At 62.2% G+C, this 13,704-nt stretch carries 15 protein-coding genes; 6 read left to right on the plus strand and 9 right to left on the minus strand.

Annotation, left to right across the window (positions count from 1 at the left end; translation table 11 throughout):
• Positions 1-225: 225 nt before the first annotated feature.
• Complete coding sequence (locus HL657_RS05000; RefSeq protein WP_317295732.1) at positions 226-2,637, plus strand: PKD domain-containing protein; 2,412 nt, start codon at positions 226-228, stop codon at positions 2,635-2,637.
• Positions 2,638-2,867: 230 nt separating this feature from the next.
• Here the strand turns inward: HL657_RS05000 and HL657_RS05005 are convergent, their stop codons facing one another.
• The 6 genes from HL657_RS05005 to nifS are packed head-to-tail and all read right to left on the minus strand — an operon-like array spanning position 2,868 to position 6,316.
• On the minus strand, positions 2,868-3,143 hold the full coding sequence (locus tag HL657_RS05005; protein WP_317295733.1) for a DUF1894 domain-containing protein: 276 nt from the start codon (positions 3,141-3,143) through the stop codon (positions 2,868-2,870).
• Entirely contained in the window at positions 3,122-3,595 is a 474-nt protein-coding gene (locus HL657_RS05010; protein WP_317295734.1) for a DUF1890 domain-containing protein, read from the minus strand. The genes HL657_RS05005 and HL657_RS05010 overlap by 22 nt, the downstream gene beginning before the upstream one ends.
• A complete protein-coding gene (gene fdhD / locus HL657_RS05015) occupies positions 3,592-4,335 on the minus strand; it encodes a formate dehydrogenase accessory sulfurtransferase FdhD (RefSeq protein ID WP_317295735.1) in 744 nt (247 codons plus the stop codon). Before fdhD ends, HL657_RS05010 begins: the two co-directional genes overlap by 4 nt.
• Complete coding sequence (gene cutA / locus HL657_RS05020; RefSeq protein ID WP_317295736.1) at positions 4,335-4,652, minus strand: divalent-cation tolerance protein CutA; 318 nt, start codon at positions 4,650-4,652, stop codon at positions 4,335-4,337. The genes fdhD and cutA overlap by 1 nt, the downstream gene beginning before the upstream one ends.
• A gap of 24 nt (positions 4,653-4,676) precedes the next feature.
• Positions 4,677-5,117, minus strand: coding sequence for an iron-sulfur cluster assembly scaffold protein (locus HL657_RS05025; protein WP_317295737.1), 441 nt, complete (start codon positions 5,115-5,117; stop codon positions 4,677-4,679).
• The gene (nifS, locus tag HL657_RS05030; RefSeq protein ID WP_317295738.1) at positions 5,117-6,316 is read right to left on the minus strand and encodes a cysteine desulfurase NifS; all 1,200 of its coding nucleotides are present in this window, start codon (positions 6,314-6,316) and stop codon (positions 5,117-5,119) included. Before nifS ends, HL657_RS05025 begins: the two co-directional genes overlap by 1 nt.
• A gap of 114 nt (positions 6,317-6,430) precedes the next feature.
• On the opposite strand from nifS, the gene HL657_RS05035 reads away from it, so the two are divergent.
• The 5 genes from HL657_RS05035 (at position 6,431) to HL657_RS05055 (ending at position 11,949) form a co-directional block, all read left to right on the plus strand.
• Entirely contained in the window at positions 6,431-7,579 is a 1,149-nt protein-coding gene (locus tag HL657_RS05035; protein ID WP_317295739.1) for an LL-diaminopimelate aminotransferase, read from the plus strand.
• Positions 7,576-8,868: a diaminopimelate decarboxylase gene (gene lysA, locus HL657_RS05040; protein ID WP_317295740.1), complete on the plus strand. Its 1,293-nt coding sequence runs from the start codon at positions 7,576-7,578 to the stop codon at positions 8,866-8,868. The genes HL657_RS05035 and lysA overlap by 4 nt, the downstream gene beginning before the upstream one ends.
• A 16-nt stretch (positions 8,869-8,884) precedes the next feature.
• Positions 8,885-10,168: a nucleotide-binding protein gene (locus HL657_RS05045; protein ID WP_317295741.1), complete on the plus strand. Its 1,284-nt coding sequence runs from the start codon at positions 8,885-8,887 to the stop codon at positions 10,166-10,168.
• Between the two features lie 108 nt (positions 10,169-10,276).
• The gene (radA, locus tag HL657_RS05050; RefSeq protein WP_317295742.1) at positions 10,277-11,251 is read left to right on the plus strand and encodes a DNA repair and recombination protein RadA; all 975 of its coding nucleotides are present in this window, start codon (positions 10,277-10,279) and stop codon (positions 11,249-11,251) included.
• Positions 11,245-11,949 carry a phosphoglycolate phosphatase gene (locus tag HL657_RS05055; protein ID WP_317295743.1) on the plus strand — a complete coding sequence of 235 codons (705 nt, stop codon included), beginning with the start codon at positions 11,245-11,247 and terminating at the stop codon, positions 11,947-11,949. The genes radA and HL657_RS05055 overlap by 7 nt, the downstream gene beginning before the upstream one ends.
• Here HL657_RS05055 and HL657_RS05060 read toward each other — a convergent pair.
• The 3 genes from HL657_RS05060 to HL657_RS05070 all read right to left on the minus strand — a co-directional run bounded on the left by HL657_RS05060 (position 11,925) and on the right by HL657_RS05070 (position 13,679).
• Positions 11,925-12,182: a PRC-barrel domain-containing protein gene (locus HL657_RS05060; protein ID WP_317295744.1), complete on the minus strand. Its 258-nt coding sequence runs from the start codon at positions 12,180-12,182 to the stop codon at positions 11,925-11,927. The genes HL657_RS05055 and HL657_RS05060 overlap by 25 nt on opposite strands.
• Positions 12,183-12,443: 261 nt before the next feature.
• Entirely contained in the window at positions 12,444-12,653 is a 210-nt protein-coding gene (locus HL657_RS05065) for a histone family protein (protein WP_011844756.1), read from the minus strand.
• A 144-nt stretch (positions 12,654-12,797) separates the two neighbouring features.
• Positions 12,798-13,679, minus strand: coding sequence for a CBS domain-containing protein (locus tag HL657_RS05070; protein WP_317295745.1), 882 nt, complete (start codon positions 13,677-13,679; stop codon positions 12,798-12,800).
• Positions 13,680-13,704: the final 25 nt, after the last annotated feature.

Raw genomic sequence — 13,704 nt, forward strand, 5'->3', positions numbered from 1 at the left:
GGCAGAACCTGGCCTTATTTATGGTTTATGAATGATGGAAAACTGTGAAACAAAGCAGGAAATGTTCAAACTCTATCAAATTCTATCAAATACCAAAAAAGATGCAAACCCAGGCACTATCACTAAATCCGTTACATTTAAAAACGCATTTGCAGCAAAAATTGCCGTCAAGCGCGTAAAATGAAAGCGAAATACGTATATTTTTACAATTCTTTTTAATACACTATGGCAAGGCCTCTCAAAAGCATTCCAGTGATGACGCTGTGCCTGATCGCTGCAACCCTGCTGCTGATCGGCACCGCAAGCGCCGTCGCACCTGACGCGGCGTTCAGCAGCAACACGACTTCCGGGGCAGCGCCCCTGACCGTAGACTTCACCGATAACTCGGCCGGCGCGACCGGCTGGGCGTGGTTCTTCGGCGACGAGACGTATAACGGGACGTGGACGGCGGTGAACACGAGCGCCGGGTGGTCGGCAAGAGGGGGGCACACCAGCGTCGTGATGCCGAACGGGAGCATCATACTCATGGGCGGAATTGACGGCGGCTCAAGGAACGACGTGTGGCTATCAACGGATAACGGTGCAACCTGGGAAAATATCACGCCGCACGACCCCAATGACATATGGTCAGGACGATACGGCCATGCGGCGGTCGCGGTCAATGATACCATCGTTCTCATGGGCGGCATGAACGTCATGGGCGACGAGTACACCTTAAAAAACGATGTGTGGCAGTCGCGCGATTACGGCGCGACATGGACATGCGTGAACACGAGTCCCGGGTGGTTGGCAAGATACGCTCACACCAGCGTCGCGATGCCGGATGGAAGCATCGTACTCATGAGTGGTACCACCGGTTCCGGCCTGAAAGACGTCTGGAAGTCGCCTAGTAGTGGCAGAACCTGGGAGCGGATGACCGACATCTCCGACAGCGCAGAGTGGCCAGGAGAAGGCCCCACCAGCGTCGTACTGCCGGACGGGAGCATCGTAATCATGGGCGGGGCGGGCAGCTCGGGCAGGGTATGGAAGTCGACCGACGGCGGGGCCATATGGACGGAGTTGTCCAACCCCGGGGAGGGGTACTCAAGATACTCTCACACCAGCGTCGCGATGCCGGACGGGAGCATCGTAATCATGGGCGGCTGGTACCTCGGCCTGAAAAACGACGTCTGGCGGTCGACCGACAACGGCACGACATGGACGCAGGTGACCGAGCACGCCGAGTGGTCGCCAAGGCTGGGCCACACCTCCGTCGCGATGCCGGACGGGAGCATCGTAATCATGGGCGGGGATGGCAGCACGAGCGACGTCTGGCGCCTTGAAACCGCAGGATCAAACGCCCGGAACCCATCGCACACCTATACCACCCCGGGCACCTACACGGTAACGTTGCAGGCATACAACGACGACGGTTACAACGTCACGCGACAGGTCATCACGGTCACGGCTGCGGTCGCCCCGACGGCAAACTTCACCGCCAACCGGACTTCCGGCACCGCGCCGCTCGCCGTGCAGTTCAATGACACCTCGACAGGAGGACCGACTTCGTGGGCCTGGGACTTCGGCGACGGCGAAACCTCGACCGATCAGAACGCCACCCACACCTACGCCGCCGCCGGAAACTACACCGTCAGCCTGAATGCCACCAACGCAGCAGGAAGCAACACGCACACCGAGACCGACTACATCACGGTCTCCGCCGCACCGGTTCCGCCGGTGGCAAACTTCACCGCCAACCGGACCTCCGGCACCGTGCCGCTCGCCGTACAGTTCAATGACACCTCGACGGATTCACCCACGGGATGGAACTGGTCGTTCGGCGACAGTGCGTGGCACAACACCACAGACGCGGCGGAGAGGAACGCCACGCACACCTACGCCGCCGCCGGAACCTACACGGTCAGTCTGACGGTCGATAACGCGGACGGAACCGACATGCTCTCCCGGGCCGGCTACATCACGGTCACGGAACCCACACCGACCCCAACCTCAACTCCAACCGCAACCCCGACCAGCCGGCCGGTCTACAGCGGCGGCGGTGGCGGCGGCTCGACGGGCGGGCCGGACGGGTATAACGTGGGCGGCGACTCCGCCGTGAGCAAGGTCAACGTCACCGGCACCGGGCTCAAGTCATTCATCGTCACCGGCCGGACACAGTCCTCCCCGGGAACCGGGATCCCCCCGGCGCCGGGCACCCCGTACCAGTACGTCGACCTGGTGCCGGCCCGGTTCGAGGAGATCACCGGGGCGACGATCACCTTCTCCGTCACGGCCGCGTGGCTGGAGGAGCACGGGTTCACCCCCGAAGAGATCGTGATGTACCGCTACAGCGGCACGGCGTGGGAGGCGCTGCCGACGACGGTCGAGAGAGCTACCGGGACGGCGGTCACCTTCACGGCAACGAGCCCCGGGTTCTCCCTCTCCGCAATCAGCGGAGTCGAGCAGGCCGAAGAGCCCGCAACGACCCCGACAGCGGCACAGACGACAGCGCAGGCGGCAGCACAACCCACCGCGGAGCAGACCACAGCCGCACCGGCTGGCAAACCGGCGCCGGGGTTCTCGGCCGGAACAGCCGCCCTTGCATTCGGGGCCGTCCTGGCGCTCGGCGCAGGCGGCTACCTGGTCCGGCGCAGGTAGAGATACCGGCAGAATCCGGCACTGTTCCGGAGATACGATCAGGCCGGAAAAGATAGACCTCCCTTTTTTACGGCGCAAAGCATGCTGCTACAGACCGGGAGTGCGCACCGGATCGGCCGGGAGACCTTTTTGAAACGACCGGTCTCCCCTCCACCGCGTCTTCTGAAAAGGGCAACATCGCCCCCGGCATCATCAGACAGTGAGAACAGACAGGAAGGGTCAAAATAGGGTTACTTCTTCCTCGCCCGCAGCCGCGCGAGCTCCTCGCCGCCCGGGACCTTCACCACAAACGTCCCGTGGCAGGGCTTGGTGTAGGGGAAGATCAGGTCCTCGCCCTCGATGCCGACATAGAGCGGCGGCACACCAATGATATGGACATCATGGATCTTGTAGCCCGGTTCAACCTCGTAGTACTCCCGGACGTTCTTCTTGATGTACTCCCGCGCCTCCTTAAAGGTGGTCTGGGAGAGGATGATCTCGGGTTTCATCGCTTCGAGACAGCCCATTGCATCACCTCGTCAAGTTTCCGCTTCAGCGGCATAGGGTTGTGGACGGCTTTCGCCGCGACGACCTCGCAGGGGAACTCAATCTCGCCTGCAAGGTCCTGTGCGTGCTCCCCGAAGAGGAGCGCATACACCCGTGCCTTCGATATGTAGGCCATCGTCCCGGCATACGCGATCCCCGAATCGTTGTGGATGAAGACGAAACATAGGTCGAAATCCCTCTCCTTCCCCGTTATCTCGTCGATTGCGGCGTCGAGATCGGTCATCTCCGAAACGTAGTACCGATCAGGATCGGCCACCTCCATCAGTTTCCGTGCCGCCACAGTCCCGGCAATCACCGGCCGGATGCCATGCTCCTTTAAGCCATGCACCAGGTAGAGCGCCATGCTCGTCTGGACAGGTACCTGCGGACACCCGAGCAGGATCAGCGCGGTCTTCTCGTTCTTCTCAGTCATGGTTTCTCCAGTATTCCCAGAACCTCAGGCACCCTCTCAGGGTGCGTGTAGATGGTGAACCGCTCTCCACGTGAAAAGCCGATCAGGGTGAGTCCTGCGCGCTGTGCCGTGAGGATGCCGCGGTCGGTCGTGGCGGCGCGGGAGACGACGACCGGGATACCCGCGTTTGCTGCCTTCGACACCATCCCCGCCGGCTGCCTCCCGGTGCAGCCAAGGATGCATTTCGACCGGTCGAGCCCCCGGAGGGCCGCATGGCCCACGACCTTATCGACGGTGTTGTGCCTCCCCACATCGCAGGCCCGGGTGACGAATTCGCCGTCGCAGAAGAGCACCGAACAGTGGACACCACCGGTCCTCCGCCAGGTATCGGACTCGATCGCCGCCGTGACCGCACGGACGGTATCCACCGTAACCGTGATCGCCGATCTGACCGCTTCAGGCTCGCCGATCACGTGGGAGCCGCCGGACGACTCCACCTCGAGCCGGACCTCCTTTCTGGCCGGGGCGGTGATGTAGACATCCTTCCCCGAGACCTCCACCGAGTCGACGCTGTCCGCCAGCCCCTCGCAGACGACGAACCCGGCCCCGAGATCATCCAGACGGTCGGCGCTCGCCACCAGAGCCGTGAGGAACTCGCCGTTCAGGAAGAGCCGGACATGGTCCTCGACGATGATGTCGTCGTGAACCTCACGCGCGCCGTCACCCGTCACCTGGATGCCGGCGCGGCAGACGATCTCCATCAGGCCGTCTCCTCCCGCAGCCAGTCAAGGTACGGGGCGTAACCGCCGATGACGGGCATGGCGATGATCTCAGGTGTTTCGTAGGAGTGGAGTTCCCGGATCCGCTCGATGAGCGGGTCGAGCAGGCGGTGCTGCGTCTTGATGACCAGGAGGCGCTCGGCCTCGCGGGAGACCGCGCCCTCCCACCAGAAGCAGGACTGCACATCGGCAACGTTCACACATGCGGCCAGCCGGGAATCGACGAGCGCTTTTGCGAGCGGTTCCGCCTCGCCGGGAGAGGCCGTGCAGAAGACCACAACAAATTCCGGGAGAGCCATGGTTTACCTTCGCTCCGTCCGTATTTAACCGTTTTCGGGGTGGGAACCGCACCCGGCCCCTCCACAGCACTCACAGGGCCCCGCCTCCCAGGGCTCAAGCCCCCGGCGGGTTCGGTAGTCGTTGATCGCGGCCCGGACGGCGTCCCGGGCGAGGACCGAACAGTGCACCTTCCCCGCCGGAAGGCCGCCAAGGGCATCCACCACATCAGCGTTCGAGAGGTCCCACGCCTCGGAGAGAGAGAGGTCCCGGATCATCCGGGTAGCCATGGAACTCGAGGCGATCGCCGCCGCACACCCGAAGGTCTGGAACCGGGCGTCTACGATCCGGTCTTCCTCGACCTTCAGGTAGATCCTCATGATATCCCCACAGGTCGGGCTCCCGACCTCGCCGACACCGTCGGCATCCGCCAGTTCACCCACATACTGCGGGTTCGTAAACTCTGTAATCACTTTTTCCGTATACATCAGTCGACCTCCGGTATCCGGGCGCAGGAAGGCGTCAACGGCGATATCTTCCGCAGCCGCCCGATCACCTCCGGGAGCACTTCAAGGACATAATCAACGTCGTCTTCCGTGTTCGCGTCGCCGAGGGTGAGCCGGAGCGAACCGTGCGCCTCCTCGTGGGGGAGCCCGATCGCGAGCAGCACGTGCGAGGGTTCCGACGAACCCGAGGAGCAGGCGCTTCCTGTTGAAGCACAGATCCCATGGGCATCGAGGAGCAGGAGGATCGACTCGCCCTCGACATAGCGGAAACTAAAGTTCGCGTTGTTCGCGAGCCGCTCTTTTGGGTGGCCGTTTACGCGGGTGTCCGGGATCGACGCAAGAATCCCCCGGACCAGCCGGTCCCGCATCGCGGCGATACAGCGGTTGTGCCCCTCGATATCAGCGGTCGCAAGTTCGATCGCGCGGCCGAACCCGACGATGCCCGGGACATTCTCGGTCCCGGCCCGCCGACCCCGTTCCTGCCCGCCGCCGTGAATGAGGCTCTCGATACGGGTCCCTTCCCGGATGTAGAGTGCTCCGGCCCCCTTGGGGCCATAGAACTTGTGCCCGGAGAGCGAGAGGAGATCGATCTCCATCCGCTCCACGTCGATCGGCACTGCCCCAACCGCCTGGACCGCGTCGGTGTGAAAGAGGACGCCGTGGTCGTGCGCGACCCGGCCGATCTCCGCAACCGGCTGGATTGTCCCGATCTCGTTATTCGCGGCCATCACCGAGACCAGGGTTGTCCGGTCGGTGATCGCCTCCTCGACGTCGGCGGGGTCCACCCGTCCGAACTCGTCGACCGGGAGGTAGGTGACGGAGAACCCCTGCCGCTCCAGCCATTCGCAGGTATGGAGGACAGCATGGTGCTCGATCGCGGAGGTGACGATATGGTTGCCGCGCTCCCGGTTCGCGAGAGCTACCCCCTTGATCGCCCAGTTGTCGGCCTCGCTGCCGCCGGCGCAAAAGTTGATTTCCCCCGGATTTGCACCGATCGCTGCAGCCACCTGCCGGCGCGCCGTCTCAACGCCCTGCCGGGACTCGGCGGCAAACCGGTAGAGGGATGAGGGGTTGCCGAAGTGCTCTGAGAAGTACGGAGCCATCGCGGCAATGACCTCGGGCTTCATGAATGTCGTCGCCGCGTGGTCCATATACACGGGACGTGGATCCAGGTCGTTCATGTCCACTACAGCGTTGGGTCTAAAACCGTATCAGCGTTACCGGTCATGGGAGCCTCCGAAGCCCCGGAAGCGTGAGTGAGAAAATACATAGGGTCCTGTGCGCAATATTTGACGATGTATTCGAGACGCATGGATCACCTTCCCCCCTACCTTTTTGCACGCATTGACGAGATGAAAGAGGAGAAAATACGCCAGGGTGTCGATGTCATCGACCTCGGAGTCGGCGATCCCGATCTCCCTACCCCCCCGCATATCGTGGAGGCGCTCTGCACCGCGGCACGCGACCCGAAGAACCACCACTACCCCTCCTACACCGGCATGCTCGCCTACCGCGAGGCGGTGGCAGAGTGGTATCGGGCCCGGTTCGGGGTCGACCTCGACGCGAAGAAGGAGACCCTCGCGCTCATCGGGTCCAAGGAAGGCATCGCGCACATCGCCGAGGCCTTCGTCAACCCCGGCGAGGTCGTCCTCGCCGCCGACCCCGGCTACCCGGTCTACAAGACCTCCACGCTCTTTGCTGAAGGGAAAGTCTACGAGATGCCCATCAGAGCGGAGAGCGGCTTTCTCCCGGTGCTCGACGATATTCCCGCCGACGTGGTGAAACAGGCAAGACTGATCTTCATCAACTACCCGAACAACCCCACGGCCGCAATAGCGCCCCTCTCGTTCTTCGAGGAGGTCGTTGAGTTCGCGCGGGAGCACAACATCGTCGTCGTCCACGACAACGCCTACTCCGAGATCACCTTCGACGGCTACCGCGCGCCCTCGTTCCTCGAGGCCGACGGCGCAATGGAGGTCGGCATCGAGATGCACTCGCTCTCGAAGACCTACAACATGACCGGGTGGCGGATCGGGATGGCCTGCGGCAACCCGGAGATCATCGCCGGGCTCGGCCGGGTCAAGACCAACGTCGACTCGGGCGCGTTCGACGCTATCCAGCACGCGGCCATCACCGCGCTCACCGGCCCGCAGGACTGCATCGCGGAGGCCTGCTCGGTCTACCGGGAGCGCCGGGACGCGCTTGTCGCAGGGCTCACCGAGATCGGGCTTGACGTCACGGCGCCGAAGGCCACCTTCTACGTCTGGGCGCCGGTCGACGACAGCATGGCGTTTGCCGCAAAGCTCCTTGATGCGGCGGGCATCGTCGCGACGCCGGGCGTCGGGTTCGGCAGGAACGGCGAAGGATTCGTCCGGTTCGCGATCACCCGGTCGATCGACCGGATCAACGAGGCCGTAGAGCGGATGCGGGGGATTGACCTGTGATCCTCCCCTCCCACCTCTCGGTCAGGGACGACCACCTTGTGATCGGCGAGCACGACACCGTGGACCTCGCGGAACGGTTCGGCACCCCGCTCTATGTCACCGACGAGATGCGGATCTGCCAGAACTTCCAGCGCCTTTCCGGCGCGCTCACCGCCCACTACAAAAAGATCCGCATCCTCTACGCCGCAAAAGCAAACGGCAACCTCGCGATCTTTAAGACGCTCGCTTCCATGGGCGCCGGCGCCGACGTCTTCTCTGCGGGAGAGGTCGCGCTCGCCCTCGACGGCGGGATGCGCCCGGAGTCGCTCCTCTTCAACGGAAGTTCAAAGACTTCTGCCGACCTCGCCCTCGCGGTCGAGAAGGGCATCCGGGTCTCGGTGGACTCACCCGACGAACTCCGGCAGCTCGACCGCGCGGCCGGAGAGGGCGGGAAGACCGTCGATATCGCGTTCAGGGTCAACCCTGCAATAGAGGTCCCCACCCACCCGAAGATCGCGACGGGGCTCGCCACGAGCAAGTTCGGTATCCCGGCAGGACAGATCCTCGATGCCTACCGGGAAGCGCTCGCGCTCGAGCACGTAAACCCGGTCGGGATCCATTGCCACATCGGCTCGCAGATCCTCGCCGTGGAGCCCTTCGCCCGCGAGGTCGAGGTGCTGATCGACGTCGCCCGTGATCTGCTCGATATCGGGGTCGACCCCGCGTTCATCGATATCGGGGGCGGCCTCGGGATTCCCTACCGCCGGGAGACCGACCGCGCTCCGACGCCGGAAGAGTATGCCGGAGCGGTCATGCCGGTCTTCCTCCGGGGCATCCGCGACCTCGGGATCGAGCCAGAACTCTGGGTCGAGCCCGGCCGGTGGCTCGTCGGTGACTCGACGATCCTCTTGACACGGGTCAACTCCGTCAAGACCGCTCATAAGACGTTTGCGAACGTTGACGCCGGGTTCAACCTGCTCGTCCGGCCGACGATGTACGACTCCTACCACGAGGTCGTGGCGGCGAACAGGGCCGACGCGCCCGCCGTGCGGGAGTACTCCGTCACCGGGCCGATCTGCGAAACGGGCGACATCCTCGCAAAAGACCGGATGCTCCCCGAACTCGAGGCAGGCGATCTCATCGCGGTGCTGGACGCCGGGGCATACGGGTTTGCGATGTCGTCGCAGTACAACAGCCGTCCCCGGTGCGCCGAGGTGCTCCTCGCGGGCGAGAAGGCCGCCCTGATGCGCCGGGCCGAGACGATCGACGACCTGACCGCCCCCATGGTGACGGTGCCCTGGCAGGAGTAGGAGCGGAGCCGCAGCCGTGAAGTTTCACTACCTCCTGGTCGACGACCTCCTCAAAAAGGAAGAGTTCGAGCGGCGGGTGGAGGAGAAAGTAGCGGAATCGGGCGACTTGCTCGATGATCGGACGGCGGCGATGCTGGTCGTCAAAGACCTTGGCCGCTCGCATATCAGGATAGCCGACCTCCCGGCGGCCCCGAGCCTCGCGTGCTTCTTTGCAAAGGTGCTCGCCGTCGAGGAGCCCCGGGAGTTCGAACGGCCCGACGGCGCGCCCGGCATCGTCGCGAACGTGATGGTGGGCGACGAGACCGGCAGGGCCCGACTGACCCTTTGGGACGAGAAGGCCGCCGGCGTCGCTGAGATCGAGGCCGGAGACGTGCTCGAGATCCTCGGCCGGCCGAAAGGGGGCGGGAGGGTCCCGGACGTCACCGCCGTCGCGGTCCAGCAGGCGGCATGCGAGATCGCCTGCGAAGAGGACGCAGATGCCCCGGGGCCGGGGCCGGTGGGGGATCTTGAAGTCCGGGTGATCTCGATCGAGAACCCGCGGACGTTCAAGAGGCGCGACGGAACCCCAGGGGAGATGGTCGAAGCGGTTGTCGGGAACGAAGACGGCGTCTTCCGGCTCGTCGCCTGGGTGCCGGCCGTCCTCCTCGGGGTGGAACCCGGAGAGAGCATCGTCATCCGCGGCGCCGTTGCACGGGATAGCGACCGCGGCATCGAGTACAGCCTCGGGGAGGCGGCATCCATATCGCCTTCCGACCAGGAGATCGCCGTCCAGATGAACACCGTCGCCGACGTGGAGGAAGGGGGATCGTATTCACTCACAGGAACGGTGGTGCGTGTGCAGCCCCCTCACTCATTCGTCACGCGGAGTGGGCGGCAATCCTCGGTCAGGAACATAGTCATCGCCGATCCGACCGGGGAAGTCCCGGTCGTCATCTGGGGCGAGAAGGCAGACGAGCACCTGGTGCCCGGCGACCGGATCGAGGTCTACAACGCGGCAGCCCGGCGGGGAAGGTACGGGGACCTTGAGGTGCATCTCTCCTGGGGGAGCGCCCTCGTCGTCCTCACCGGAGAGGAGAAAGAGGTGGAGGTCGAGGGGACGGTCGTCGCCACCCGGCAGGGAGCCGCTCTTGATACCGGCGACGCCTGCTACCTCCTTCGTGAACCGCTGCCCATCGGAGACCATCTGCGCGCCAGGGGTACGGTGCACAGGGGCGTGATCAGTCTAAGCCACCTGGAGGCTATAATACCCGATTCAGAAGCTCTGCAACGCCGCCTGGATCGGATCCTCAGGCAACCCTGATCCCGATCTTCACTTTCACCCCGCACGGCAAGCGACCTTTATGTCCCACGATAGAGACTCTTAGTGTAGCATAACAGAACACACCATAGAGATCAAGTGAGGAATGAGATGTCAGAGATTGATCTTGAAGATTTACCCGGCGTCGGGGCGACCACTGCCGAAAAACTCCGCGAGGCCGGATACGGGACCGTCGAAAGCGTTGCGACGGCCACCACGTCGGATCTCGCCGAGGCGGCGGAGATCGGTGAGGCGACCGCAAAGAAAGTGATTCTCGCCGCCCGGAAGATGGCGGATATCGGCGGCTTCAAGACGGGCCGGGATATCCTGGACAAGAGAAAGGATATCAAGAAACTGAAGACGCTGGTCCCCGAGTTCGACGAACTGGTCGGCGGCGGCCTCGAGACGCAGGCGATAACGGAAGTCTACGGCGAGTTCGGGTCAGGTAAGAGCCAGCTCGTCCACCAGATGGCCGTCAACGCCCAGCTCCCCGAAGAACTCGGCGGGCTGCACGGTGGGGTCATCTACGTCGATACCGAGAACACGTTCCGCCCGGAGCGGATCGAGCAGATGCTCAACGGACTCCCCGGAGAGGCGGAGATCGGAGATATCGAGGAGGTTCTCGAACGGATCCACGTCGCCCGGGCGCACAGCTCCGACCACCAGATGCTGCTTCTTGAGACCGCACGGGAACTCTCAAACGAACTGCGGAACTCCGATTACCCGGTCAGGCTCTTCGTCATCGATTCGTTGACGTCCCTCTTCCGTTCGGAGTACGCAGGACGGGGCACCCTTGCGCCCCGGCAGCAGAAACTGAACCGCCACATGCACGATCTCCTGAAGCTGATCGACGACCACAACGCCGTCGGCCTCGTGACCAATCAGGTGATGTCGAACCCCGGCATTCTCTTCGGCGACCCCACGAAACCGATCGGCGGCAACATCGTCGGACACACCGCAACCTTCCGGCTCTATCTCAGAAAGAGCAAGGGCGGTAAAAGGGTCGCCCGCCTGGTAGACAGCCCCAACCTTCCCGAAGGCGAAGCGGCATTCATGGTCGAACAGGCAGGGCTCAAGCAGTGTTAAAGGCGCTTGTAACGGATGTCGACGGCACCATCACCGACCGGCGGCGGCGGATCAGCACCGCGGCCATCGAGGCCGTCCGGACGCTCGTCGACGCCGGCATCGAGGTGGTGCTCGCAAGCGGCAACACCGTCTGCTTCATGGACGGCCTCTGCAAGATGGTCGGGACGGACGGGACGATCATCGGCGAGAACGGCGGGGTCTACCGGAGGGGGTTCTCAGGAACCCTCCATATTCCCGGCGACAAGAAACCCTGCCTGGAAGCGTTCGAAGTTCTCAAAGACTATTTTGCCGGGAAGGGCATAGAACTCGAACTCTACAGTGCGCAGTACCGGTTCGCCGACGTTGCCTTCGCCCGGAACATCAACCCGGATGAGGTCCGAATGGTCATTCACGACCGCCACCTTCCCGTCCGGCTGCTGGATACCGGGTTTGCAATCCACCTCCAGGCGCTCGGTATCAACAAGGGAACCGCGCTCCGGGAGATCGCCGGGGAGATGGGGCTTCATCCAGCCGAGATGATGGCCATCGGAGACTCCGAGAACGACATTGAAATGCTTGAAGTCGCCGGCATCGGCGTTGCGGTGCGAAATGCCCCTACTGCGACCCGTAGAGCGGCTGACTGGGTCACCGGATCGGCGTATGGGGACGGATTTCTGGAAGCAGTAAAAAAGTATTATCCCGATCTCTTCAGCAGGTAGCGGTCGACCACGACATAATCTTTTATATCCTTTACCGCCTCGAACGGCACGAGCATCTTGTCCCCATCCGTCCTGTAGCCGTCGGTCTTGAACGTCTCGTCCGGTTTAACGAGCAGGTCGGCAACCTGCCCTGTGGTGAGGTCGACTATGATATTCTTGATCGTCCCGATGAGCATCCCATCGTTACTCATCACTCTCTTCTTGGCAAGCGCACGGCAGAACGTTTTACTCATACAGAACCGTGGGTTGTTTGTACTATTTAAATCTTCTAAAGTCTATAAAATCACGGAAAATTTACTTTCTAGATTCTTTATCAGTGAGGCAGATTTTTCATCAGAAAGGGATTGCGCCGCCGTTGCCCGGGGCCAGAGGGTTTGTCAAGAAGGGCACATACCAGACCACCGGTACTAAAAACACTTTTTTTGCTTTCCCGGAACCGGAGACTCGTACTGCGATCAGGCACCTTCGTGCTGCAAAAAGAGTTGAAGTTGGTTTTACTTCACGGTTTCGGCCGCCATCCGGACATCGGTCGCCTTGACCGTCTTTCGCCCCGCGTGACCCGCCAGTTTGATCGCCTCTTTTGCGATCCTTGAAGCGTACTGCTCCATCAATTTCGCAAGTTCCTCATTAGCATCGGAACTCACGCGCTCCGCGCCGGACTTCTTTACGATTCTGCCAACAGGTGCCAAAGGTATATCAGTCATGATCTCATTTCCCCCTTTTCACTGAGTTCTGTGAAATGCACTCACACACAGAACTCGTTTAACAGAAGCACCATAGGTATTCTCATATAAATACTTATCCGTCCCCAGAGGGGTTGAAGCGCCAAATTCCGAACAGGGAGGGGATCAAAGTGAGGGAAAGACCCGAATAATATCGGTCTGGGTAACGATCCCAACGGGCTTGCCGTCCTCGACCACAATCAACCTCCCAATCGCCCGTTCCTTGAACCGCCCCACGAGTTCATAGAGCCGGATCGACGACGGCGCCTCCACCACATCGGGGGTCATGACCCGTGAGACGGGCGCATCCAGCGTCAGGCCCTCGTCCAGGCCGCGGGCGACATCGCTCAACGTTACGATGCCCGCGAGGCCACCGCTGTCCTGTAGCACCGGCGCCCCGTGAATATGATGCGTATTGAAGAGATGCACGGCATCCCGGAGGGTTGCCGTGAGCGGCAGGGTCAGGAGCGGGGTGCTCATATAGTGTTTGATCGATTGCTTCGGCAGGGATATCATCTCCGAGACGCTGATCAGGAGCGCCTGCAGGTTTTCGTCCATACCGAAGATCTCGCCGCGGACGAGCAGTTTGTTCACCGGTGTGGGCCCGATCGTGACCATATCTCCTACGCGAAAGAGTTTCACGCTTCCGATGATCCTGGCCATCGCCTGACAGAGGTCCGGGTGGCAGAGGGTGGTGAACCCGAGCTCGGCAACCCGGACGCCCTTCACCTTCTCCCCGTCGCGGATGATCGGCACCTCGGATTGGTGCTCCAGGTCTCCGAGATTTAGTTCCTTGTACGCGTTTGCAGTCGGGCTGTAGCCCCCTTTGGGGCCGGGGACCCCGTCGACAAGCCCCAGTGCTTTTAGCGCCTGCATCTGGTTGCGGACGGTGCCGGGGTTGCGCTTCAACACATCCGCGATCTCCTCACCTTTTATAGAGTGAGAAGACTGATGGTATAGGGTAATCAGAGTTATCAGGATGTCCTTCTGAATAGGAGAGAGATCCATAATTATCACTCATAATACGTTGTTT

The organism is Methanoculleus nereidis, from assembly GCF_032944295.1.
Taxonomy (GTDB): domain Archaea; phylum Halobacteriota; class Methanomicrobia; order Methanomicrobiales; family Methanoculleaceae; genus Methanoculleus; species Methanoculleus nereidis.